This window comes from Streptomyces violaceus, from assembly GCF_036014075.1.
Taxonomy (GTDB): Bacteria; Actinomycetota; Actinomycetes; order Streptomycetales; family Streptomycetaceae; genus Streptomyces; species Streptomyces violaceus.
The window spans coordinates 1,878,174-1,900,269 of record NZ_CP107911.1 but is presented as its reverse complement, the minus strand read 5'-3'; the positions used below and the strand labels follow the sequence as shown (position 1 = coordinate 1,900,269).

Genomic DNA, 22,096 nt, shown 5'->3' with positions numbered 1-22,096 from the left:
GTCAGGGAGTCATCTCGTCATGCGCGTGAACAGACACAGCAAGGTCCGCACCCGGGCGGCCGTGGGGCTGACCGTGGCCGCGCTCGCCGCCGGCGTCACGGCCGGCGCGGGACCGGCGACCGCCCAGCCGAAGGCCGCCCCCGCGGCGCCGGCAGCGCCCTACTGCGGCGCCGCCCACCGCATCGAGCAGAAGCTCTCCACCGGCACCACCTGGCGGATGTGCTGGCGCTACGACGGCAAGGCCGGCCTCGTCCTGGAGAACATCTCGTACCAGCCCAAGGGCGAACCCAAGCCGATCAAGGTCCTCAACAGCGCCAGGCTCGGCCAGATCCACGTCCCGTACGACGACGGGAACATCGAGTACGACGACCTGACCGGGTTCGACTTCGCCCAGGGCCTGATGAACCTGGCGCCCGGTGAGTGCCCCGGCGGCACCATCAAGACGATCAAGGTTCCGGACTCCTGGAACGAGGACCCGAACGTCAAGGGCCTGTGCACCACCACCCGCTCCCGCGGCCACGCCTACCGCATGCAGGGCGACACCGCGAACAAGGTCTACCAGGCCCAGGGCAAGGACCTGCTCGTCTACACCGTGAACCAGGTCGGCTGGTACGAGTACATGACCGAGTGGCGCTTCCAGGACGACGGCACGATCACCATGAACGTCGGCGCCACCGGCAGCCTGTCGTGGGACGACTACGACGCCGGGGACGGCCGCGGCTGGCCGATCGGCAAGAACGCGAGCGCCAAGGCCACCAGCCACAGCCACAACGCCTTCTGGCGGCTCGACTTCGCCCTCGACGGCTCCACCGCCAACAAGATCGAGCAGTACGACTCGACCGTCACCGCCCCGGCCAGGGGCCAGCGCGCCCCGACCACCAAGACGACCCGCACCAAGGTGGACAAGGAACTGGCCGGGGACAGCAAGAACTACCGCTGGTGGCGTGTGGTGAGCGCGGCGGGCAAGAACAAGGACGGGCACCCGCGCTCCTACGAGATCGTCCCCGGCCCGACGACCAAGTACCCGGGCCGCAGCTACACCAAGCACGACGTGTACGTCACCCAGTACAACAAGTGCGAGCTGTTCGCCAGCCACAACCCCGGCGACTGCGGTGCCGGAGCCGGCACCTCCGTCGACAAGTGGGTGAACGGGCAGGACCTCAAGCACCCGGTGGTCTGGACGAACATCGGCTTCCACCACATAGCCCGGGACGAGGACCAGCAGCCCATGCCCGTCCACTGGCAGGGATTCTCCATCGCCCCGCGCGACGTCACGGCCATGAACCCGCTCACTCCGGCCGAACTCGGCTGGCAGAACGGGCACTGGCAGCCGCGCCGTTGAGAACTGCCCGGCCCATCCGGCTGCACCGCCGACCGCTCCCGGAGTACCCTTCCTTGATCGTTGGGTGGGGCCAGGCCCCTCGGGAGGCTCGGGGGAGCGGAAGGCGGTGCGCGGGTGGGCTCGGGAGGGCTGGAGCTGCCCCCTGGTGACGAGGGTCACGAGGGGAACTCCGCAGACGTCCCGACCGGTGCCGTGTCCCTGGCGCGGCCGATGGACGCGACGGGCTCGATCGGCCCGGAACTGGACTGGGACGCCGACGCCTGGCGCGAGGTGCGCACCCGCGCCCAGCGGGCCGGCCGCGCCTACATCTGGCTGAACCTCGTCGAACAGCGGCTGCGCTCGGTAGTCGCCGCCGTACTGCGGCCCATCTACGAACCCGTCCACGGCGACGACTGGGTGGTGGCCGCCGCTGGACCCGCCGGGCAGGAATGGGTGCAGCGCGCCGTCGCGGTACGCGAGGTGAGCCGCCGCAAGGGCTATCTGCTCGACCCGGCCGACGACAACGTCCTGTCCTTCCTCACCCTGCCGCAGCTGCGCGAGCTGATGGTGCAGCACTGGCCCTGCTTCGAGCCCTACTTCGACGACCGCCGGGACGTGGAGCTCGCCCTGGACGAGCTGGAGGTCACCCGGAACGTCGTCTCCCGCAACCGGGCCCTGTCCGAGGCCGTCCTGAACCAGGCCGAGCGCGCCTCGGCCCGGCTGCTGGAGATGCTCGGCGCGGACGGTGACGTGCCGTCGGCACGCCGGCTGCCCGTCGACGCCGTCGAGGACCTGGTCGGCGACCGGTACGCCGATGTGGTCGCCGTCCACTCGGACCGGGTGCGGCTGATGCGCCAGTTCCCGGCCGAGGACATCTTCGGCGCCGCCCGCCGCCTCGACGCCATCGGCATAGGCCTCAACCTGCTCGTGCAGAACTTCTCCGGCCGCCGTCTGGTGCGGCTGGCCGAGTCGGGCTGCCGGGTGCGGCTGCTGTTCCTCAACCCGGCCTCCAGCGCGGTCAAGCGGCGCGAGCGCGAACTGGGCATCAAGCGCGGCGAGCTCAGCCGGGCCGTCGAGATGAACATCCTGCACATGCGCCGGGTGCGCGCCCGGCTGCGCGACCCGGGTGCCTTCGAGATCCAGGTCTTCGACGAGACACCCCGTTTCACGGCGTATCTGGTCGACGGCGACGGGGCCGACGGCATCGCGGTCGTGCAGAACTATCTGCGCCGGACACGCGGCATGGAGGCACCGGTGTTCGTGCTGCGCAACGGCAGCAAGGTGGTCAAGTCGGGCGAGATCGACGAAAGCGGCCTCTTCCCCACGTACCGGGAAGAGTTCGAGGTGATGTGGGCGGATTCGCGGCCCGTGTCGTGAACGGTGCCCCGCTGTGCGGCGGTTGTGGTGGTTCACCCGGCTGCCGCCGGGGGTAAGCGGAACGCGCTCCTCGGATTGTCAGTGGTGCATGCGAAGGTGGAGACCACTGGGGGACACCACCGGGGGACGCACCACAAGAAGGGGGACCGCCCATGGGCTGGCACCGGGAGCTGCTGATCGGCTTCGACCTGGAGACGACGGGCACCGATCCGCGCGAGGCGCGCATCGTCACGGGGGCCGTGATCGAGGTCAGGGGCGGGGAGCCGATGGGGCGCCGGGAGTGGCTGGCCGACCCGGGGGTGCCGATCCCCGAGGAAGCGGTGGCGGTGCACGGCATCAGCGACGAACGCGCGGCGGCCGAGGGCAGACCGGCCGACCAGGTGGCGGAAGCCATCGCCGATGTCCTCACCTCCTACTGGAAGTCGGGCGTGCCGGTCGTCGCCTACAACGCGGCCTTCGACCTGACCCTGCTCTCCGCCGAGTTGCGGCGGTACGGACTGCCGTCCCTGCGTGACCGCCTGGGCGGCGTGGACCCCGCCCCGGTCATCGACCCGTACACCATCGACCGCTGGGTCGACCGCTACCGGCGCGGCAAACGCAACCTCCAGGCGGTCTGCTCGGAGTACGGCGTGGTCCTCGACTCCGCCCACGACGCCACGGCCGACGCCCTGGCGGCGGCCCGGCTGGCCTGTGCGATAGCCGACCGCCACCCCAAGATCGCGAGCCTGGGCCCGGCGGATCTGCACCACCGCCAGATCGAGTGGTACGCGGAGTGGGCGGCGGACTTCCAGGGTTTCCTGCGCCGCAAGGGCGACGCGACCGCCCTGGTGGACGGGGCGTGGCCGTTGCGGGAGTTGGCGGACGAGCCGGTCTGAGCTGGCATAGCTCAAGGACCCTCAGGCCCTCAGAACGGATACCACCGCACCGTCTCGTCGCCCTCCCGCAGGGACGCCACCCGCCGTTCGAACTCGGCCAGCGCCTTCGGGTTGCTCGGCGCGTGCTGAGCCACCCACGCACAGCTGGCCGTCTCCCGGGCGCCGCGCAACACCGAGCACCCGTCCCACTCCCGGACATCCCACCCGTACGTCCCGGTGAAGGACTCGTACGCCTCGTCCGCGAGCCCGTACCGGTCGTGGGACAGCGCCATCACCACCAGATCGTGCTCGCGCAGGTCGGCGGAGACCGTCTCCAGATCGACCAGAACCGGCCCGTCCGGGCCGACATGCACATTGCGGGGCAGCGCGTCGCCGTGGATCGGCCCGGTCGGCAGATGCGGCGTCAGCGCGGCGGCCTCCGCGGCGAAGCCGTCCCGCCGCTCGCGCAGATATGCCGCGTCCGCGGGGGCGACCGCGTCGCCCGCGAGCCGCAGCCAGCGTTCAACGCCGCCCAGCAGATCGCGGGCCGGCAGTTCGAAAGGAGGAAGAGGCGTGGCGTGCACGACCCGTAGCAGTTCGGCCAGATCCCGCGGCTCGGCGGGCCGTACGGCATCGGGCAGCCGGTGCCACACCGTCACCGGGTGCCCCTCGACCAGCAGCGCGTTCGGCTCGGCCGCCCGCACCGCGGGCACGCCCGCCTCGGCGAGCCACACCGCGATGTCCAGTTCGCGGCGCGCCCGGTCGAGGAGTTCGGCGTCGCGGCCGACCTTGACGACCAGGTCACCGGCGGCGAACACCGCGTTCTCGCCCAGCGCCAGCAGCCGCGCCTCGCGGGCCGCGCCGCCCGGCACGCCCGCCACGGCCAGTACGTCCCGCGCCCCTGCCTCGTCCATCGTCCGCCTCCGTGGTCCCGGTTCCAGTACGTCACCGTCGGGTTCTGGCCATCCGTCCGTCAGTGTCGCATTCACACAGGTCGGACCGTGTGCGCGGTGCCTTGACGACGCAGGCCGCCTTCACGACCATGACGTGGCCCGTCCGAGCTGTGCGAAGGGGCTGATGCCGTGACGTCGGTGACCGAGGTGAGGAGACCGGCCGATCCGGCACCAGGCCGGGCTCGGCCCCGCCGGGCCGTGGACCACGGCGCCTGGTTCCTGGTGCTGCCCGCCCTGATCCCCATCCTCGTCCTCAGCGTCGGCCCGCTGCTGTACGGGATCCTGCTGGCTTTCACCGACGCCCAGTCGGGCCGCACCGAGCCCACGCAGTGGATCGGCGGCCTCAACTTCCGGGACCTGCTGCACGACACGCTGTTCTGGGAGTCGTTCCGGATCGGGCTGGTGTGGGCGGTCGGGGTGACCGTGCCGCAGTTCCTGCTCGCGCTGGGCCTCGCCCTGCTGCTCAACCAGGACCTGCGGCTGCGCTGGCTGGCCCGTGCCCTGGCGATCATCCCGTGGGCCATGCCCGAGGTCGTCGTCGGCATCATGTGGCGGCTCGTCTACAACCCGGACGCGGGCATCCTCAACGAGACCCTGCGCGATGCCGGCCTGGGCGGCGGCCGCGACTGGCTCAGCGGGCTGGCGACCGCGCTGCCCGCCGTGATCCTGGTCGGAGTCTGGGCGGGCATGCCCCAGACGACGGTGGCGCTGCTCGCCGGGCTGCAGAACACCCCGCGCGAACTGCACGAGGCGGCGGCCGTCGACGGCGCGGGCGCCTGGCGCCGCTTCCGCACGGTCACCTGGCCCGCCCTCAGACCCATCGCCCTGGCCATCACGGCACTCAACCTCATCTGGAACTTCAACTCCTTCGCCCTGGTCTACGTGCTCACCAACGGCGGCCCCGGCGGCCGGACCCGACTGCCCATGCTCTTCGCCTACGAAGAGGCCTTCCGCTACGGGCAGTTCGGCTACGCGGCGGCGATGGGCTGCGTGATGGTGGCCGTGATCTCGATCGCCCTGGCCGTCTTCCTCGCCGGCCGCCTCCGGGGAGGTGACGACGCGTGAGGACCAGCAGACCGGCCCGCGCCGGCCAGTACACCGCGCTGCTCGCCTACCTCGTCTTCCTCGCCTTCCCGTTCCTCTGGCTGGTCTCCACGGCGTTCAAGCCGCCGCGCGAGCTGGGCAGTCTGCATCCGACGTGGATCCCGAAGGACCCCACCCTCGCCAACTTCCGGCAGGCCTTCGACGAACAGCCGCTGCTGCACGCCGCCCTCAACTCGCTGCTCGCCGCGCTCGGAGCGGCGGTCATCGCCGTGCTGATCGCGACGCCGATGGCCTATGTCGTCGCCCGGCGCCGCACCCGGCTCGCGAAGGCGGTGACGGGCTGGGTGGTCGTCAGCCAGGCGTTCCCGTTCGTGCTGCTGATCATCCCGCTGTTCCTCGTGCTGAAGAACCTCAAAATGATCAACTCCGTGCCGGGGCTGGTGCTGGTGTACGTGGTGTGGGCCCTGCCCTTCGCGCTGTGGATGCTCGCCGGGTATGTGCGGGCCGTGCCGACCGAGTTGGAGGAGGCCGCCGCGGTCGACGGGGCCGGCCGGGTGCGGACGCTGGTGTCGGTGACGGCGCCGCTGCTCGCGCCGGGCATCGTGGCGACGGCACTGTTCGCGTTCATCACCGCGTGGAACGAGTTCTTCTTCGCGCTGGTGCTGCTCAAGACACCGGAGAAGCAGACCCTGCCGGTGGTGCTCACCCACTTCATCGGGGCCGAGGGCGTCGCCGACCTCGGCCCGCTCGCCGCGGCCGCCTTCCTCGCGACGCTGCCCTCACTGGTCGTCTTCGCGCTCATCCAACGGCGGATCACGGGCGGCATGCTCACCGGGGCGGTGAAGAGCTGATGCGCGCCCGCCTGCTGGCCCTGGTCCTTCTGCTGCTCCTCGCCGGCTGCTCCTCCGACGGCACCCGCGACGACGGCCGGATCACCCTGCGCTTCCAGTCCCTGGCCTGGCAGGAGGAGTCCGTCGAGGCCAACAAGGCGCTGGTGAAGGAGTGGAACGCCACCCACCCGGACGTCCGGGTCGAGTACGTCCAGGGCACCTGGGACAGCGTCCACGACCAGCTCCTCACCGCCTTCGAGGGCGGCGAGGCTCCCGACATCATCCACGATGCCTCCGACGACCTGGCGGACTTCGCCTACGGCGGCTATCTGGCCGATCTCACCGACCTGCTGCCCGCGAGACTGAAGTCGGACATCCCGCGGCGCAGTTGGGCGACGACCACCTTCGGGGACGGCGTCTACGGTGTGCCGTTCCTCCAGGAACCGCGGGTGCTGATCGCCAACGCGAAGTGGCTCCGGCAGTCCGGAGTGCGGATCCCGACTCCGGAGAAGCCATGGAGCTGGGCCGAATTCCGCCGGATCACCGAACACCTCAGCGGTCAGGGGAAGTTCGGCATCGCCTGGCCTCTGAAGGAACCGGTCTCCGCCACGCTGAACCTCTCCCTGTCGGCAGGCGGACAGCTCTTCCACCGCGGGGCGGACGGCAAGGTGACGGTCCGCTTCGGGACGGCCGACCAGGTGGTGCCGCGCACCATCCACGAGCAGGTCGGCACCGACCGCAGCGCCTCGCCCACGACCCTGGGCAGCGGGGGCTCCGACACCCTGCCCGGGTTCTTCGGCGGCAGATACGCGATGGTCCCGCTCGGCTTCTCCTACCGTCAGCAGATCGTGCGGCAGGCGCCGAAGGGCTTCGACTGGCAGGTGCTGCCCGCCCCGGCCGGCGCCGGAGGGCTCACCCAGGGCGTCAGCCCGCAGACCCTCTCCGTCGCCGAGGACTGCCCGCACAAGAAGGAGGCCGCCGCCTTCATCGACTTCCTCCTCAGACCGCCGAACATGGTCCGCCTCGCCCTCGGCGACTGGATGCTGCCCACCGGCACCCGGGCGCTGGGCGACCCGGCCCTGCGCACGTCCGAGCACGGCTGGGCCACCGGCACCGCCCTCGCCGGGCACCTGCGGCCGGCGCCAGCGCAGACGGTGCGGGGCTACCCCGAGTGGAAGGACAAGGTGGCGACCCCGGCCCTGCAGGAGTACTACAGCGGAGCCATCGGACTCGGCGAACTGCGCGAACGGCTGGAGGAGGACGGCAACCTGGTGCTGGCGCGCTATCAGCGCTGACGGCGTCGCCGGTCCGGCTCCGTTCAAGGCACGGCGGGTCCCGTGAGGTACCGGCCCTCCTCGTCGTACGGCCAGACATTGGGCGCGCAGCCGCGCATGCCCTTGATCTGCTGCATCATCGCGGGGGCCGGCTTGCCCGGGCCCGGGCAGCCGACATGGCCGTGGCCGAGGAAGTGGCCGACCTCGTGGTTGATGATGAGGGCCCGGTAGGCCTTGACGTCCTTGGCGTAGACGGGAGTTGCCAGGAGCCAGCGCTTGAGGTTGACCATGACGTTCTTGGCGACGTTGCAGTTGACCTCGCCGCCGGTGTCCAGGCCGTACTGCCCGCAGATCTTGTCCACGGTCCGGGCGGTGGCGACCTTCACGACGAAGTCGGTGGGCCCGCTCGACACCCGCCGGAACGCCGAACGGCCGTCCGCCGTCCAGCCGCGCCGGTCGGCCAGGACGTCCTCCACCTGCTCGGCGACGTCCGAGGCGGACAGGTCGATGCCGTCCTCGACGTCCACCCGGTAGCGCAGTGTCGCGCCCTGCCCCACTTTGGGGCCCGAGCCGGGGGCGACGGTGAAGGTGCCGGGGCCCGTGGCCGGGATCTCCGGCCGTGCGGAGGGGGAGGGGGAGGGCGAGGCGGACGGTGAGGACGGTTCCGACGGGGTGAGGGGCCTGGCCGGGGCGGTGGTGGCCGGGGAGTCCGGGGCGGGCTCGGTCCCCGGGCCGGGGCCGGCCTCGGCCGACGTTCCTCCGGGCTTCGCCGACGTCCATTCCACCGCCGCGAGACCGGCGGCCCCGAGCAGCGCCAGCGCGGACAGACCCGCTAACAGCGGGCCCTTCCGGCCGCGCCGCCCGGCGGAGTGCGTAGGGCGGCCTCTGCGGCGGCCGCGGGACGGAGGTACGGAGTGCGCGGTCATGGTCATTCAGATTGCGAGGGTCATGTGATCGAATCTGGCGCGAATGGTAACAAAAACGTAACGAAGATCTGCCGGGGGCCTGTGTGATCATCCGGTAACAGGAGCCCGGACCGTGCGCGGGCCTGCGGATACTGAGCCCATGCCACGAGTTCTGCTGATCGAAGACGACCGCGCCGTCCGGGAAGGAGTCGCCCTCGCCCTGCGCCGCCACGGGCACGACGTCGCCGCCGCCGAGACGGGGGAGGAGGGGCTGGAGCGGCTGCGGTCCTTCCGGCCGGACGTCGTGGTGCTCGACCTGATGCTGCCCGGCATGCCGGGCCTGGACGTGTGCCGCGCCATGCGCGCCCTGGATCAGACGCTGCCGATCCTCATGGCGACCGCGCGCGGCGACGACGTGGACATCGTCGTAGGGCTGGAGGCCGGAGCCGACGACTACGTGGTCAAGCCCGTGCAGGCCCGGGTCCTCGAGGCGCGCATCCGGGCCGTCCTGCGCCGGGCGACGGCCGCGGCGGCGACCGACGGCGGGATACCGAAGATCGACACGTACGGAGAGCTGGCCATCGACCGCGCCGGGCACTCGGTCACGTGGCAGGGCGTCCCGGTCCCGCTCGCCCCGTCCGAACTGCGGCTGCTGCTGACGCTGTCCGCCGCACCCGGCCAGGTGTTCAGCCGGCAGCAACTCCTGGAAGCGGTCTGGGAACACAGTTACCACGGCGACGCGCGCCTGGTGGACGCCTGCGTCAGACGGCTGCGGGCCAAGATGGGCGAGCCCTCGCGCGAGCCGCGCTACATCCAGACCGTGCGCGGCTTCGGCTACCGATTCGTGTCCCCGTGAGGAACCTCTCCGCGAGGAACGCCCTGTTCCCACGTCTGCGCGGCCTGTTCCCACGCTTGCGCGGGTTGCGCACCCGCCTGGTGGTGGCGTTCGCGCTCGTCGCCGCGCTCACCGCGGCGACCACCGGCGCCCTGAGCTTCCGGGAGGCGCGCACGGGTGTGCTCCAGCAGAGCCAGGACACCGTGATCAAGCTGCTGCGCACCCAGGTCGACCGGCTCGCCCCGCAGCTCTCCTTCCCCCCGGGCGAGGCCGAACTTCGGCGCTTCGCCGGTGATGTGGCCCGCGCCGAGCCGTCCGGAAGCTGGCGGGTGCTGGTCGGCTACGAGGATCTGAGCGCCACGTCCCTCCCGGACGACCCGTTCGACGAGCTGACGCCCGATCTGCGCGAAGCCGTGGACTCCAGTGCGGCCACCGTCTTCCAGCGGGTGAACACCGGTGACCACACCTCACTCGTCGTCGGCATGTCGGTCACCTTCGCCGGCGACGAGAACCGGGGGATCGCCTCGGGGGTCCAGGTCTTCCTCACGGTGCCGCAGGCCACCGAACAGCGGTACGTGGACGCCCTGGTCACCGCCGTGGAGCGGGCCACCGTACCCGCGCTGGGCGTCGCCGTGCTGCTCGCGCTGCTCGCCGCGCGCGGGGTGCTGCGGCCGGTGCGCGCACTGCGGCACGCCACCCGCAGCATCGCCGAAGGGCGGCTGGACACCCGGCTCGCGGTCAACGGCTCCGACGAACTCGCCGATCTGTCCCACACGTTCAACGAGACGGCCGCCGCCCTGGAGGAGTCGGTGGCCGAACTGCGCGGCATGGAGGCCCGGGCCCGCCGGTTCGCCGCGGACGTCTCGCACGAACTGCGCACCCCGCTGGCCGCCATGGCGGCAGTCACCGACGTCCTCGACGAGGATGCCGCCCGTCTCGACCCGGACACCGCCACCGCGGTCCGGCTGATCAGCGAGGAGACCGTGAAGCTGGCCCGTCTCGTGGACGACCTGATGGAGATCTCCCGTTTCGACGCGGGCGCCGCGGTGCTGCACCTGGACGAGATCGACCTCGCCGAGTCGCTGCGCCGCACCCTCGCCGACCGCGCCTGGGCCGGCATGGTGGACGCCGACCTGCCGCCGCCGGACGCCGTGCGCGGTCGCGTCGACCCGCGCCGGCTCGACGTCGTGGTGGCGAACCTGGTCGGCAACGCGCTCCGGCACGGAGCCCGGCCGGTCCGTCTGCGCCTGCGCGCGGACGGCGGGCGGTCGGCGGTCATCGAGGTGCTGGACAGCGGTCCCGGTATCCCCGAGGACGTCCTGCCGCACGTCTTCGAGCGCTTCTACAAGTCGGACACCGCCCGCACCCGGACCGAGGGCAGTGGTCTGGGTCTCGCCATCACCGCGGAGAACGTCCGGGTGCACGGCGGCAGCGTCCGGGCGGCCAACCGTCCGGAGGGCGGCGCGGTCTTCACCGTCGAACTCCCGCTGCGGCGGGACGAGCCGGCCCGCGGGGAGTACCTGTGACGGCCCGGCGCCGAGCCGCGCTGCTGGTCGTCCCGGCGCTGTGCGGGCTCGCCTCCTGCGGCATCCCGGCCACCGGCGTGGTGGAGGCGGGCGGTCCCGCCGGCGGGGTCGTACCGACGGTACGGGTCTACTTCGTGGCGGACGGCAAGCCCGCGCCCGTCTCGCGCAGGGTCGTCACCCCGATCGGCGCCGCGTCGGCCGTGGAGGTGCTGCTGCAAGGGCCCACAGCGGAAGAACAGGCCGTGGGACTGAAGTCGTTGCTGCCTCTGACCGGGGCGGACCTGCCGACGGCCGTCCCGGCCGACCCTGACCGGCCGCCGGCCACGGAGGTCCCGCGGGCTGTCGAAGCGACGGACTTCGCGAAGGTCACGACGCGGGGCCACCGGGTGTCCATCGAGCTGTCCCTGTCCTCCGCCGGCGATCTGCCCGACCTCGCGGTGACCCAGCTGATCTGCACCGCCGTCGAGGCCCACCGCGTCGCCGGCCCCGGGGACGAGGAGGTGACGGCCGCGGTCGCCGGACAGGACGGCCGCCGTATCGAGGGCACAGCGGCGCGCTGCACCGCTGAGTGACCGGCGCGCTCGGCCCGCGGACACCCGGCCAAGAGGTTGCACGAGACGTATCGTCTCGCCTAAGGTCGGCGCATGACCAGTCGCGCGCACATCGCCATGTTCTCCATCGCCGCCCACGGCCACGTGAACCCGAGCCTCGAGGTGATCCGCGAGCTCGTGGCGCGCGGCCACCGGGTGACCTACGCCATCCCGCCGGTCTTCACGGAGAAGGTCGCGGACACCGGTGCCGAGGTGAAGCCCTGGAACTCCACGCTGCCCTCGCCCGACGACGACCCCGAGGCGTGGGGGAGCACGCTGCTGGACAACGTCGAGCCGTTCCTCGACGACGCGATCCAGGCGCTGCCGCAGCTGATCGAGGCGTACGAGGGAGACGAGCCGGACCTCGTCCTGCACGACATCGCCTCCTACCCGGCCCGCGTCCTCGCCCACCGCTGGGGTGTCCCCGCGGTCTCCCTGTCACCGGCCATGGTGGCCTGGGAGGGGTACGAGAAGGAGGTCGCCGAGCCCATGTGGGCGGAGCCGAAGAAGACCGAGCGCGGCCGCGCCTACTACGCCCGGTTCCAGGCCTGGCTGGAGGGGAACGGCATCACCCGGCACCCCGACCCGTTCGCGGGCCGTCCCGACCGCTCGATCGTCCTGATCCCCAAGGCGCTCCAGCCGAACGCGGACCGCGTCGACGAGACCGTGTACTCCTTCGTGGTAGCCTGCCAGGGCGATCGCCCCGCCGAGGGCGGCTGGCAGCGCCCGCCCGGTGCCGAGAAGGTCGCGCTCGTCTCCCTCGGGTCCGCCTTCACCAAGCAGCCCGGCTTCTACCGGGAGTGCGTCAAGGCGTTCGGTGACCTGCCCGGCTGGCACCTGGTGCTGTCGATCGGCAAGCACGTCGACCCGGCCGGCCTCGGGGACGTCCCCGCGAACGTCGAGGTGCGCTCCTGGGTGCCGCAGCTGGCGATCCTGAAGCAGGCCGACCTGTTCGTGACGCACGCCGGTGCGGGCGGCAGCCAGGAGGGACTTGCCACCGCCACGCCGATGATCGCCGTACCGCAGGCCGCGGACCAGTTCGGCAACGCGGAGATGCTCCGGAGCCTCGGCGTCGCCCGGTACCTCCCCACGGAGGAGGCGACCGGCGAGGCCCTGCGCGAGGCGGCCCTCGCCCTCGTCGGCGACCCCGAGGTCGCCCGCCGCCTGAAGATCCAGGCGGAGCTGCTCCGGGAGGGCGGCACCCGCCGCGCTGCCGATCTCATCGAGGCCGAACTGCCCGCCCGTCAGGGCTAGTCGGTCCCATGGAAGTGCCGGGCTGTCACACCGCGACGGCCTGGCGGGTGAGGGTCTGGCGGGCCTGGTCGAGCGTGGCGTCCATGCGCGCCGCCTGCCCCTTGGTGAACATGAACATCGCGGCGTCGTCGGTGTAGTCCATGTAGTTCATGAACATGTCGCCGTTCGGCCCGTTGCCGCACGTCACCTGGGGGAAGTCGGGTGAACCGAGGTTCGGCCCCGCCTGGTTGGGGGTGTCGGACACGAAGTCGCTGCCGCTGCACCCCTCGTCGTCGTCGCCCCAGATGTGCCGCAGGTTCAGCCAGTGCCCGATCTCGTGCACGGCCGTGCGGCCGCCGCCGAAGGGCGCCTTGGCGGTGCCGGTGGTCCCGAAGGCGGAGGTGGTGACGACCACCCCGTCCGTGGAGGCGGCGCCGCCCGGGAACTGGGCGTAGCCCAGCAGCCCCCGGCGCAGCGGGCAGACCCAGAGGTTCAGGTAGATGTCCGCGGGCCAGGCGTCCCGGCCCCCGCTCAGGCTGAACTTGACCAGGTCGTCCGTGCCCCAGTCCGGGGTCGAGGACTGGGTCCGTGTGATGCCGCTGGTGGGGCGGCCCAGCGGGTCGGTCCGGGCGAGGTGGAACTGCAGGCGCACATCGGCCACGAGGTCCTGCCAGGCCGCCGGAACCTTGTTGACATCCGGATTGCCGGCCCGGAAGTCCTGGTTGAGCACCTCGATCTGACTCTGGATCTGGGCGTCGCTCACGTTCTGCTCGGGGGTGCTGTGCACGACGTGCACGACGACGGGGATGTCGACGAGGCTCTGCCGGCCGGTGACCCGCTCCAGTTGCTCGTAGGTGAACGCGGTGTTCTCGATCAGGGCCCGGTTCTCGGCGTACTCCGGGTTCAGGTCGAGGAGTCTGCGGTGTACCTCCATGGCGCCGCACCAGCGGCTGTAGTCGGCGGAGGTGACGCGAAGGTAGGACTGGGCGTCGGACATGACTGCCCCTCTCGGGGGCTGAGGGTGTGCCGCGCACGCGGCTGCGGAAGTGCGCGTCTGACACGCGCCGCGAGGGCCGGGCGACACCGGGCGGAGCGGTCGGTTGCCCGTTCCCTCCGAACCCATACACTGATAATCCTAGCCACTTGGGCATAAAACCGGCAATGTGAACGGCTTTGGGCGAGTGAGGGGGCCGGGTCATGAGAGAGCCCTCGTCGGACCTGTTCCGTTCCTGGATCCATTCCTACGAGGAGGACCACGAGGACGTGCGGGTGTACCGGCCCGACGACTACCCCTTCCCGCCGGCGCGCGGGCGCCGCGGTATGGAGTTCGCGCCCGACGGCGCCTTCGTCGACCACCCGCTGGGACGCGGTGACGCTCCCGGGGCCGTGCCCGGCCGCTGGCGGCTCGTGGCGGACCGTCATATCGCGCTCACCTTCGACGGCGCCCGCCCGGACCGGGAGCTGGAGATCCTGCGCTGCGACGAGACCGTGCTGCACGTGCGCCGACTCACGAACTGAAAGGGCCCGTTGGTTGCCCCGGCAACCAACGGGCCCTTCGGACAGCGGCGGAGATCAGGACTCGCGGCGGGGATCAGACCTTGAGGGGCTCGCCCTCGTCGTCCCGCGCCGCAGGTCCGGCGACGACCGCCCCCGGCGCCTCGTCGTGCGTGAGGTCCGGCAGCCGGTGCAGCCACTTCGGCAGGTACCAGTTGCGTTCCCCGAGCAGCGCCATCACCGCCGGCAGCAGCACACCCCGGATGATCGTCGCGTCGATGAGCACCGCGGCCGCGAGCCCCACGCCCATCTGCTTCATGGACTGCATGGACAGCGTCCCGAAGATCGCGAACACGGCGACCATGATGACCGCGGCACTGGTGACGACCCCCGCCGTGGTGACCACGCCGTGCCGGATCGCGTCCTTCGTCGCCAGACCCCGCAGTCGCGCCTCCCGTATCCGGGAGACCACGAACACGTGGTAGTCCATCGACAGGCCGAACAGGATGACGAACAGGAACAGCGGCAGCCAGGTGATGATGGCGCCGACGCCCTCCGCGCCCACCAGGGACGCGCCCCAGCCGTGCTGGAAGATCGCGACGAGCACGCCGTACGCCGCCCCCACCGACAGCAGGTTCAGCACGATCGACGTGAGCGCGATCGTCAGCGACCGGAACGACAGCAGCATCAGCAGGAAGGCGAAGACGACGACGAACGCGAAGACCGGAACGACGGCTCCGGTCAGCTGGTCGTTGAAGTCCTTCGAGCCCGCGACCTGCCCCGTGATCGGCGCCTCGACGCCGTCGACCTTGCCGAGCGTGGCCGGACGCACCTCGTCACGCAGCTTGTCCAGGCTCGCGCCCGCCCGGTCCAGGTCGGAGCCGCCGACCAGCGGGACGTAGACGAACGCGACGTTCTGCGCGTCGTGCAGCCTGACCTCCACCGGGCCGCGCGAGGCGCCCGAACTGATCGCACGGTCACGGAAGCCGGCGAGCGCGGACTTCACCTCCGGCGCGTTGATGTCGTCCGCCTTGACGACCACCTCGGCCGGTTCCGAGCCGCCCGGGAAGGCGTCGTTGAGCCGGTTGTACGTCTGCACGATCGGCAGCGAGTCGCCGAACTCCTGGTCCAGCGTGAGCTGCTGCGTCTTCATGCCGAGCGCGGGAGCCGCGATGGCCAGCAGCGCCCCGGCCGCCACCGCCGCGGAGATCACGGGCCGGGCGAGGACGCGCCGCAGTACGGCCGTCCAGAACCGGCTGTCCTGGCTGCCGCCCGCCTTGCGCCGACGCAGGAAGGGAATGCGGCCCTTCTCCACGCGCCCGCCCAGCAGCGACAGCAGCGCGGGCAGCACCGTCACGGACCCCACCATGGCCACGGCCACCACCATCAGCGAGGCCAGGCCCATCGCCTCGAACTCGGCGAGCCCGGTGAACAGCATGCCCGCCATGGCCACGCAGACCGTGACACCGGAGACGACGATCGCGCGGCCACTGGTCGCGGCGGCGATCCTGAGGGCCGTCTGCGCGTCCCGTCCGGCCTCGCGCTCCTCGCGCTCCCGGCGCAGGTAGAACAGGCAGTAGTCGACGCCGACCGCCATGCCGACCAGCAGCATCACGGAGTTGGCGGTGTCGCTCATCGGCTGGAGATGGCTGACGATGCCCATCAGGCCCATCGTCGCCATGATCGCGGTGACCGCAAGCGCCACCGGCAGCAGCGCCGCCACCAGCGCGCCGAAGGCGATGAGCAGAATGCCGAAGGCCACCGGCACCGCTGAGTACTCGGCCTTCTTGAAGTCGTCCCCGAACGCGTCGTCGAACGTCTTCATCATGCTGGCGCCGCCGATCTCCTCGATCCGCAGCGACCCGTGGTCCTTCTGGACGCCCTCGACGGCCTTCAGCACCGGCTCGACCCGCTCGCCTGCGGTGTCCGCCTCGCCGCGCATGTCGAACTGCACGAGCGCGCTGCGCCCGTCCTTCGAGATCGTCTTCGTGTCGTACGGCGAGGTCACCTCGGTGACCCGGCCGGTCCCCTCGACGGCCCGGACCACGGCGGTGACGGCGTCCCTGAACTCGGCGTCCGTGGCCTTCAGGCCACCCCTCCTGGCCTGGATCAGGACGGTCTCACCGGCCGGTTCGTCGATCCCGGCGTCCTCGATGATCCTCGCGGCGGTGTGCGTCTCCCCCTTCAGCTGGTCACTGTCCTTGACGTCGGCCCGGCCCGCCGCCGAACCGAGCCCCATCGCCAGGACGACGAACAGTACCCAGATGCCGACGGCAGCCCATCGGTGCCGGGCGCTCCAGCCGCCGGCCCGCGCGGCCAGGCCCCGCACCCGTGCTTCTCCGTTCCCCATGACGGGCTTGCCCCCTCGAGATGCGGTGGCGGCCCCCTGCCGCCCCCTCTCGTCTCGAAGGTATGGGCCGGATAAAGCCATCTCGTCGTGCTGCCCGGTGAAGTGGCGGGGCCGGAACTCATCCCCCTGGACCTCGCTCTCTCCCCACTGGGGAGGACCGCGAATGACCGTGGCCCCTTACACATATCGGGCCCCCCGTCTGTGTGGATCCTGAGCAGAAGGTTGTGCCCCGCGGTGACCGATGAGTAATTTACGGGGCCGGGCAGCTGCCCGGCGGCGGCCCTCGTGCCCACCCCCACGGGGCACGACGGCCGCCCTAAGGTGTGCGGATGACGACGACCTATGCGGCACTGTTGCGCGGAATCAACGTGGGCGGCAGCAGGAAGGTCCCGATGGCGGACCTGCGCACGCTCCTGGAAGGCCTCGGTTACGAGGGCGTACGCACGTATCTGCGGAGCGGCCAGGCGGTGTTCACATCCGGCCACGGTGACGCCGAGTCGCCGGCGGCCGAGATCACGCACGCCATCGAGAAGCACTTCGGCTTCGGCGTCGATGTGATCGTGCGCGACCACGCCTATCTGAAGGCGATCGCCGACGCGTGCCCCTTCCCGGCCGCCGATCTGGAGGCCAAGCAGCTCCACGTCACCTACTTCTCCGCGCCCGTGGCCCCCGACCGCTTCGCGGAGATCGACCAGGCCGCCTACCTCCCCGAGGAGTTCCGCCTGGGCGACCGCGCCCTGTACCTGTACGCCCCGAACGGCCTCGGCCGCTCCAAGCTGGCCGAACACCTGTCGAAACCGCGCATCAACAAGGGCGTGATCGCCACGACCCGCAACTGGAACACCGTGGTCAAGCTGGTGGAGATGACCAGTGCCTGAGCACGACCCCGCCGTCGAGTCCGCCATCGATCGCGAACTGGCCCTGCTCAGCCCGGAGGTCCGCCGCTCGCCCGAGCGGGTCGGGGCTCTGCTGCACCCTGACTTCCACGAGTTCGGCGCCTCCGGACGACACTGGGGCCGGGCCGCGATCATCGCCCTCCTGGCCGAGACCACAGACGCGGAGTCCCCGCCTGTCGTCACTTCCCGGATGCACGGCGTACGGCTGGCGCCCGACCTCGTCCACCTCACCTTCGACACCGAGCACGACGGCAGACGCGCGCACCGCAGTTCGCTGTGGCGGCGGACGGAGGCCGGGTGGCTGCTCTACTTCCACCAGGCGACACCGTTCAGCGAACAGGCAAGGTGACACCGGACGTTTGGCCGAATCACCCCCACGCGGCCCGGGGCCTTGGCACCGTAGGGCCATGACGAGCACCGATCACCCGACGACTCCATCCGGTCGTACGACGGCCGTCCAGGCCATGCGCGGAGCGGCGGCCCAGCTCGCCGAACTGCTCGGCACGACGCCCGACTCCGTCACCGCCGTCCGCCCGACCCCGGACGGCTGGACCGCGGACGTGGAGGTCGTGGAGCTGGAGCGGGTCCCCGACACCATGACCATCATGGCGACCTATCGCGTCACCCTCGACCCGCAGGGCCAACTGCTCGGCTACGAGCGGGTGCGCCGCTACGCCCGCGGCCAGCTCGAGCGGCAGCGCTAGCACCGACCGACCTCTCCCCAACTCCCGCTCGCGACAACTCTTTTGGCGTTCACGTGAACACCGCCGCCACCACCCCCGTACCTACGGACGGCACGAGAACGAGTCTCGCGAGAGGAATCGCCCACGTGACCGTCATGACGCAGTCCGGCGGGATGCAACCCGCCGCCACCTCCAGCGGTTCGGGTTCCGCCGGCCTCTTCGACATCCTCGAACTGATCCTGGACCGCGGGCTCGTCATCGACGTGTTCGTCCGGGTCTCACTGGTCGGCATCGAGATCCTGAAGATCGACATACGTATCGTCATCGCGAGCGTCGACACCTATCTCCGGTTCGCCGAGGCCTGCAACCGCCTCGACCTGGAGGCCGGCCGCAAGGCCCCCGACAAGCTCACCGACATCGTCGGCAACCTCGTCGAGAGCGGCGCCCGGGGCAAGAGCAGCGGCGCGATCGGCGGGGCCATCGACGCGATCGGCGACATCTTCGACCGCGACGACAAGGACCGCAGGGAGGAGGAGCGGTGAGTGGCGTCTACGTCTACGCCGTCACCCGCTCCGACCACCCTTTGCGGCTCGACGGCCTGCGCACGGTCGGCGGGACCGACGACTCCCCGCGCGTGCTCGTCCACGGCCCGCTCGCCGCCGTGGTCAGCGCCGCACCCCCCGGCCTGCGGCCCAAACGCCGTGACCTCGCCGCCCACCAGGAACTCCAGGAACGCCTCATGGCCGACGGATCGGTCCTCCCCATGCGGTTCGGCCTGCTCGCCCCCGACGACACCGCCGTCAGGACGGCCCTGGAGGAGAAGAGCGAGGACTACGCCCGAAGGCTCGGCGAACTGCACGGCACCGCCGAGTTCAACCTCAAGGCCGCCCGCTCCCAGGACGACCTGCTGCGTGAGGTGCTCGACGAGTCGGAGGAGGCCCGCCGGCTCAACCAGCACACCCGCGACGGCAGCGGCGCCTACGAGGACCGCCTCGCCCTCGGTGAACTGGTGGCCCGGCAGGTCGAAGCCCGGCAGCGGCGGCAGGCCGACGAGATCGTCGGGCGGCTGTCCGGTCTCGCCCGGGCCAGCGTCGTGGCCGACCCGTCCAAGGACGACTTCCTCAACGTCTCCTTCCTCGTCGAACGCGCCCGCGCCGACGAGTTCACCGCGGCCGGCCGGGGCTTGGCCCACGACTACGGCGACGCCTACGACTTCCGGCTGCGCGGCCCGCTGCCCCCCTACAGCTTCGCCGCCTGACGGGACCACCCATGGGCCTGCTCACCGGCATCCTCACCCTCCCGCTCGCGCCCCTGCGCACCACCCTCTGGGCCGCCGAGCAGCTTCAGGCCGCCGCCGAGGCGCAGTACTACGACCCGGCCCCCGTCCGGCAGGCCCTCGTCGACCTGGAGCGCGCCCTGCTCGAGGGACGGATCGACGAGGCCGAGTACGACCGCCGCGAGGACGAACTGCTGGACCGGCTCGACGAGATCAACGCCCGGAGACGAGGCCCAAGAGCATGACCCACCCGGCAGCAGGCGGACTCGCCGGACCGCCCCGCTTTCCCTCCCCCTACGACCAGGGGCCCGGCGCCCAGACCGCCAACCTCGCCGACATCCTCGAACGGGTCCTCGACAAGGGCGTGGTCATCGCCGGCGACATCCGGATCAACCTGCTCGACATCGAACTGCTCACCATCAAGCTGCGCCTGCTCGTCGCCTCCGTCGACAAGGCCAAGGAGATGGGCATCGACTGGTGGGAACACGACCCCTCCCTCTCCTCCCGGGCCGCCCGGCCCGAGCGGTCCCTGGCCGACGAGAACGAACGACTGCGTGCCGAGATCGCCGCACTCAAGGCGGCCGAGAGGAGCCCGGAGCCATGACCGACCCGAACCTCGTGTACACGTACGCCGTCCTGCGCCGCACCCCCGAGGCCACCGCGGCGGTGACGCACCTGCGCGGAGTCGCCGGAGAACCTATCCACCTGGTCGACCCGGCGGAAGGCACGCCCCAGCTCGCCTTCGCCGTCGGCCATGTCCCGGCCGCCGACTATGACGAGACGCCCCTCAAGGCCCACCTCGACGACCTGGACTGGCTGGAGTCCACGGTCCGCTCCCACCACGCCGTGGTGGCCGCACTCGTCGGCTGCGGCGCCGCCGTACTGCCCCTGCGCCTGGCCACCGTCTACCACGACGAGGACCGCGCCCGGCAGGCCCTCGACACCAGACGCGACTACTTCCTGTCCCTGCTGCACCGCCTGACCGGCCATGTGGAACTCGGCGTCAAGATCTACGCCACGCCCGACATCACCCCGCCCGAAGCGGACACCGGCGCCGGACAGGAACAGCCCACCGGCCTCGGTGCCGGCCGCGCCTATCTGTCGATCCGCCGCCGCAGACAACGCAGGAACGAGGAGGCCTGGCGCAGAGTCGCCCAGGCGGCCACACACCTCACCGAGACGGCCGCCACCCTCGCCGTGGACCGCGTGGCCCACAGCCCGCAACGCGGCAGCCTCGCGGGCCCCGGCCCCGGCACCAACGTGGGCAACGACGCCTATCTCGTCCCCGCCGGCCGCGTCGACGCCTTCCGCGCCGGCATACTCGCGGCCGCCGAGGGAGTCCCCGGCCTCCGCGTGGAGGTCACCGGCCCCTGGGCCCCCTACTCCTTCGCCCTCCAGCCGGAGCCGGAGCCCGCCGCGTGACCGTCGCCCCCTACGCCGACCGCCCCGTCGCCCTCATCGACCTCCTCGACCGGCTCCTCCAAGGCGGCGTCGTCCTCACCGGCGACCTCGTCCTGTCCATCGCGGACGTGGACCTGGTCCGCATCGACCTGCGCGCGGTCATCGCCCCCGTGGCCGCGTCGGCACTCTCCCAGATCAGTGAGGCTCCATGTCCCCGGCCACCCGCCGTCTGACCACCGACCCGGACACGGTCGAACGCGACCTCATCAAACTGGTCCTGACGGTCGTCGAGCTCCTCCGCCAGCTCATGGAACGCCAGGCTCTCCACCGCGTCGACATCGGCGATCTCACGGAAGAACAGGAGGAACGCGTCGGCCTGACCCTGATGCTCCTCGACGACCGCATGCGGGAACTCTGCGCGCGCTACGACCTTCGCCCGGAGGACCTCAACCTGGACCTGGGCCCGCTGGGCACCCTGCTGCCACCACCCCGGTGACGGCTTCCGGCTTGTGTCAGGCGCTGACGGCCGTCAGCATCGGCGCCCGGGCCGTCTCGTACCGCTCCAGCACCACCCGAGCCACCTCCGGCGCCGGTCCCAGCACATCGGCCAGGACGTCCGCCTCAGCCGCGCCCCGCGCGATGCGGTCCGGAAGGAAGCCGGGCGCGAGGACGTAGGGGGCGACGGCCACCCGGGAGCAGCCCAGAGCGCGGAGTTCTCGGACCGCGTCCTCGGTACGAGGGAGGGATGCGGAGGCGAACGCAGGCCGCACGGCGCACCAGCCGGTGTGCCGCCACTCCCGCGCGATTTCTGCGATCACTGCGATCGCCTCCGGGTCGGTGGACCCCGCCGAGGCCAGGACGACCCCGGTCGAGGACTTGTCGGCGGGGGACAGGCCCGCCTCGTACAGGCGCCGTTCCAGTGCCGCCAGCAGCAGCGGGGACGGGCCCAGGACCTCCGCCTGGTGGATGCGGAGCTGCGGCGGCGCGTCAGCGAGGACCGCCGGGATGTCCGCCTTCGCGTGGAACGCCCGGGTCAGCAGCAGGGGGAGGGCCACGACGTCACGGACGCCCTGGACCGCCAGGGACTCCAGTACCCCCTGCACCGAGGGCACGTTGAAGTCCAGGAAGCCTGTCTCCACGCGCAGGTCGGGGCGCAGGGTGCGCACCCGCCGTACCAGGGCGTGCACGGTCGCGGCGTGCCGCGGGTCGCGGCTGCCGTGGGCGATGACGAGGAGGACAGGCTTGTTGGTCATG

The 22,096-nt window shown here is 71.5% G+C and carries 26 protein-coding genes; 21 read left to right on the top strand and 5 right to left on the bottom strand.

The annotated features are described in order from the left end of the window. Positions 1 to 19 precede the first annotated feature (19 nt). The 3 genes from OG542_RS08550 to OG542_RS08540 all read left to right on the top strand — a co-directional run bounded on the left by OG542_RS08550 (position 20) and on the right by OG542_RS08540 (position 3,573). Positions 20 to 1,342, top strand: a complete 1,323-nt coding sequence (locus OG542_RS08550; protein ID WP_328409595.1) for a copper amine oxidase — start codon at positions 20 to 22, stop codon at positions 1,340 to 1,342. A gap of 114 nt (positions 1,343 to 1,456) precedes the next feature. Further along, positions 1,457 to 2,698: an SAV2148 family HEPN domain-containing protein gene (locus OG542_RS08545; protein ID WP_311128348.1), complete on the top strand. Its 1,242-nt coding sequence runs from the start codon at positions 1,457 to 1,459 to the stop codon at positions 2,696 to 2,698. A gap of 152 nt (positions 2,699 to 2,850) precedes the next feature. Next, entirely contained in the window at positions 2,851 to 3,573 is a 723-nt protein-coding gene (locus OG542_RS08540; protein WP_328409592.1) for a 3'-5' exonuclease, read from the top strand. A gap of 29 nt (positions 3,574 to 3,602) precedes the next feature. Here OG542_RS08540 and OG542_RS08535 read toward each other — a convergent pair whose 3' ends face one another. Beyond that, the gene (locus tag OG542_RS08535) at positions 3,603 to 4,466 is read right to left on the bottom strand and encodes a phosphotransferase enzyme family protein (RefSeq protein ID WP_328409590.1); all 864 of its coding nucleotides are present in this window, start codon (positions 4,464 to 4,466) and stop codon (positions 3,603 to 3,605) included. A 168-nt stretch (positions 4,467 to 4,634) separates the two neighbouring features. Between OG542_RS08535 and OG542_RS08530 the strand changes: the two genes are divergently transcribed. The 3 genes from OG542_RS08530 to OG542_RS08520 are packed head-to-tail and all read left to right on the top strand — an operon-like array spanning position 4,635 to position 7,674. Beyond that, the gene (locus OG542_RS08530; protein WP_328409588.1) at positions 4,635 to 5,570 is read left to right on the top strand and encodes a carbohydrate ABC transporter permease; all 936 of its coding nucleotides are present in this window, start codon (positions 4,635 to 4,637) and stop codon (positions 5,568 to 5,570) included. Further along, positions 5,567 to 6,400 (top strand): carbohydrate ABC transporter permease, encoded by an 834-nt coding sequence (locus OG542_RS08525; RefSeq protein ID WP_311128351.1) that lies wholly within the window; start codon positions 5,567 to 5,569, stop codon positions 6,398 to 6,400. The genes OG542_RS08530 and OG542_RS08525 overlap by 4 nt, the downstream gene beginning before the upstream one ends. Next, complete coding sequence (locus OG542_RS08520) at positions 6,400 to 7,674, top strand: ABC transporter substrate-binding protein (RefSeq protein WP_328409586.1); 1,275 nt, start codon at positions 6,400 to 6,402, stop codon at positions 7,672 to 7,674. The genes OG542_RS08525 and OG542_RS08520 overlap by 1 nt, the downstream gene beginning before the upstream one ends. A 23-nt stretch (positions 7,675 to 7,697) precedes the next feature. Here the strand turns inward: OG542_RS08520 and OG542_RS08515 are convergent, their stop codons facing one another. Next, complete coding sequence (locus OG542_RS08515) at positions 7,698 to 8,585, bottom strand: DUF3152 domain-containing protein (protein ID WP_408057736.1); 888 nt, start codon at positions 8,583 to 8,585, stop codon at positions 7,698 to 7,700. A 133-nt stretch (positions 8,586 to 8,718) separates the two neighbouring features. Here OG542_RS08515 and OG542_RS08510 point away from each other — a divergent pair, with 133 nt between their 5' ends. From OG542_RS08510 to mgt, 4 genes are all read left to right on the top strand, one after another. Further along, positions 8,719 to 9,414 carry a response regulator transcription factor gene (locus OG542_RS08510; protein ID WP_311128354.1) on the top strand — a complete coding sequence of 232 codons (696 nt, stop codon included), beginning with the start codon at positions 8,719 to 8,721 and terminating at the stop codon, positions 9,412 to 9,414. 56 nt (positions 9,415 to 9,470) lie between these two features. Further along, on the top strand, positions 9,471 to 10,919 hold the full coding sequence (locus tag OG542_RS08505) for a sensor histidine kinase (protein WP_408057854.1): 1,449 nt from the start codon (positions 9,471 to 9,473) through the stop codon (positions 10,917 to 10,919). Beyond that, a complete protein-coding gene (locus tag OG542_RS08500) occupies positions 10,916 to 11,491 on the top strand; it encodes a hypothetical protein (RefSeq protein ID WP_328409579.1) in 576 nt (191 codons plus the stop codon). The genes OG542_RS08505 and OG542_RS08500 overlap by 4 nt, the downstream gene beginning before the upstream one ends. 72 nt (positions 11,492 to 11,563) lie before the next feature. Next, on the top strand, positions 11,564 to 12,763 hold the full coding sequence (gene mgt, locus OG542_RS08495; RefSeq protein WP_328409577.1) for a macrolide-inactivating glycosyltransferase: 1,200 nt from the start codon (positions 11,564 to 11,566) through the stop codon (positions 12,761 to 12,763). Between the two features lie 25 nt (positions 12,764 to 12,788). On the opposite strand, the gene OG542_RS08490 is transcribed toward mgt, so the two are convergent. Continuing rightward, positions 12,789 to 13,739, bottom strand: a complete 951-nt coding sequence (locus OG542_RS08490) for a zinc metalloprotease (RefSeq protein ID WP_328409575.1) — start codon at positions 13,737 to 13,739, stop codon at positions 12,789 to 12,791. Between the two features lie 200 nt (positions 13,740 to 13,939). On the opposite strand from OG542_RS08490, the gene OG542_RS08485 reads away from it, so the two are divergent. Beyond that, positions 13,940 to 14,260: a hypothetical protein gene (locus tag OG542_RS08485; protein WP_328409573.1), complete on the top strand. Its 321-nt coding sequence runs from the start codon at positions 13,940 to 13,942 to the stop codon at positions 14,258 to 14,260. A gap of 73 nt (positions 14,261 to 14,333) precedes the next feature. Here the strand turns inward: OG542_RS08485 and OG542_RS08480 are convergent, their stop codons facing one another. Next, entirely contained in the window at positions 14,334 to 16,586 is a 2,253-nt protein-coding gene (locus OG542_RS08480; protein WP_328409571.1) for an MMPL family transporter, read from the bottom strand. A gap of 329 nt (positions 16,587 to 16,915) precedes the next feature. Between OG542_RS08480 and OG542_RS08475 the strand changes: the two genes are divergently transcribed. The 10 genes from OG542_RS08475 to OG542_RS08430 all read left to right on the top strand — a co-directional run bounded on the left by OG542_RS08475 (position 16,916) and on the right by OG542_RS08430 (position 21,338). Further along, positions 16,916 to 17,464, top strand: a complete 549-nt coding sequence (locus OG542_RS08475; protein ID WP_328409569.1) for a DUF1697 domain-containing protein — start codon at positions 16,916 to 16,918, stop codon at positions 17,462 to 17,464. Further along, a complete protein-coding gene (locus OG542_RS08470; protein ID WP_328409567.1) occupies positions 17,457 to 17,831 on the top strand; it encodes a nuclear transport factor 2 family protein in 375 nt (124 codons plus the stop codon). The genes OG542_RS08475 and OG542_RS08470 overlap by 8 nt, the downstream gene beginning before the upstream one ends. 58 nt (positions 17,832 to 17,889) lie before the next feature. Beyond that, positions 17,890 to 18,186: a gas vesicle protein GvpO gene (locus OG542_RS08465; protein WP_328409565.1), complete on the top strand. Its 297-nt coding sequence runs from the start codon at positions 17,890 to 17,892 to the stop codon at positions 18,184 to 18,186. A 125-nt stretch (positions 18,187 to 18,311) separates the two neighbouring features. Further along, entirely contained in the window at positions 18,312 to 18,707 is a 396-nt protein-coding gene (locus OG542_RS08460) for a gas vesicle structural protein GvpA (protein WP_385867139.1), read from the top strand. Next, the gene (locus tag OG542_RS08455) at positions 18,704 to 19,423 is read left to right on the top strand and encodes a GvpL/GvpF family gas vesicle protein (protein ID WP_311128362.1); all 720 of its coding nucleotides are present in this window, start codon (positions 18,704 to 18,706) and stop codon (positions 19,421 to 19,423) included. Before OG542_RS08460 ends, OG542_RS08455 begins: the two co-directional genes overlap by 4 nt. Positions 19,424 to 19,434: 11 nt before the next feature. Further along, positions 19,435 to 19,686, top strand: coding sequence for a gas vesicle protein GvpG (locus tag OG542_RS08450; RefSeq protein WP_311128363.1), 252 nt, complete (start codon positions 19,435 to 19,437; stop codon positions 19,684 to 19,686). Beyond that, positions 19,683 to 20,045 carry a gas vesicle protein gene (locus OG542_RS08445; RefSeq protein WP_184589127.1) on the top strand — a complete coding sequence of 121 codons (363 nt, stop codon included), beginning with the start codon at positions 19,683 to 19,685 and terminating at the stop codon, positions 20,043 to 20,045. The genes OG542_RS08450 and OG542_RS08445 overlap by 4 nt, the downstream gene beginning before the upstream one ends. Further along, positions 20,042 to 20,863, top strand: coding sequence for a GvpL/GvpF family gas vesicle protein (locus OG542_RS08440; RefSeq protein WP_328409562.1), 822 nt, complete (start codon positions 20,042 to 20,044; stop codon positions 20,861 to 20,863). Before OG542_RS08445 ends, OG542_RS08440 begins: the two co-directional genes overlap by 4 nt. After that, positions 20,860 to 21,075 (top strand): gas vesicle protein, encoded by a 216-nt coding sequence (locus tag OG542_RS08435; RefSeq protein WP_184589124.1) that lies wholly within the window; start codon positions 20,860 to 20,862, stop codon positions 21,073 to 21,075. Before OG542_RS08440 ends, OG542_RS08435 begins: the two co-directional genes overlap by 4 nt. Continuing rightward, positions 21,051 to 21,338 (top strand): gas vesicle protein K, encoded by a 288-nt coding sequence (locus OG542_RS08430; protein WP_328409559.1) that lies wholly within the window; start codon positions 21,051 to 21,053, stop codon positions 21,336 to 21,338. Before OG542_RS08435 ends, OG542_RS08430 begins: the two co-directional genes overlap by 25 nt. A 16-nt stretch (positions 21,339 to 21,354) precedes the next feature. Here OG542_RS08430 and OG542_RS08425 read toward each other — a convergent pair whose 3' ends face one another. Next, entirely contained in the window at positions 21,355 to 22,095 is a 741-nt protein-coding gene (locus OG542_RS08425) for a sirohydrochlorin chelatase (protein ID WP_311128367.1), read from the bottom strand. Between the last annotated feature and the right edge of the window lies 1 nt (position 22,096).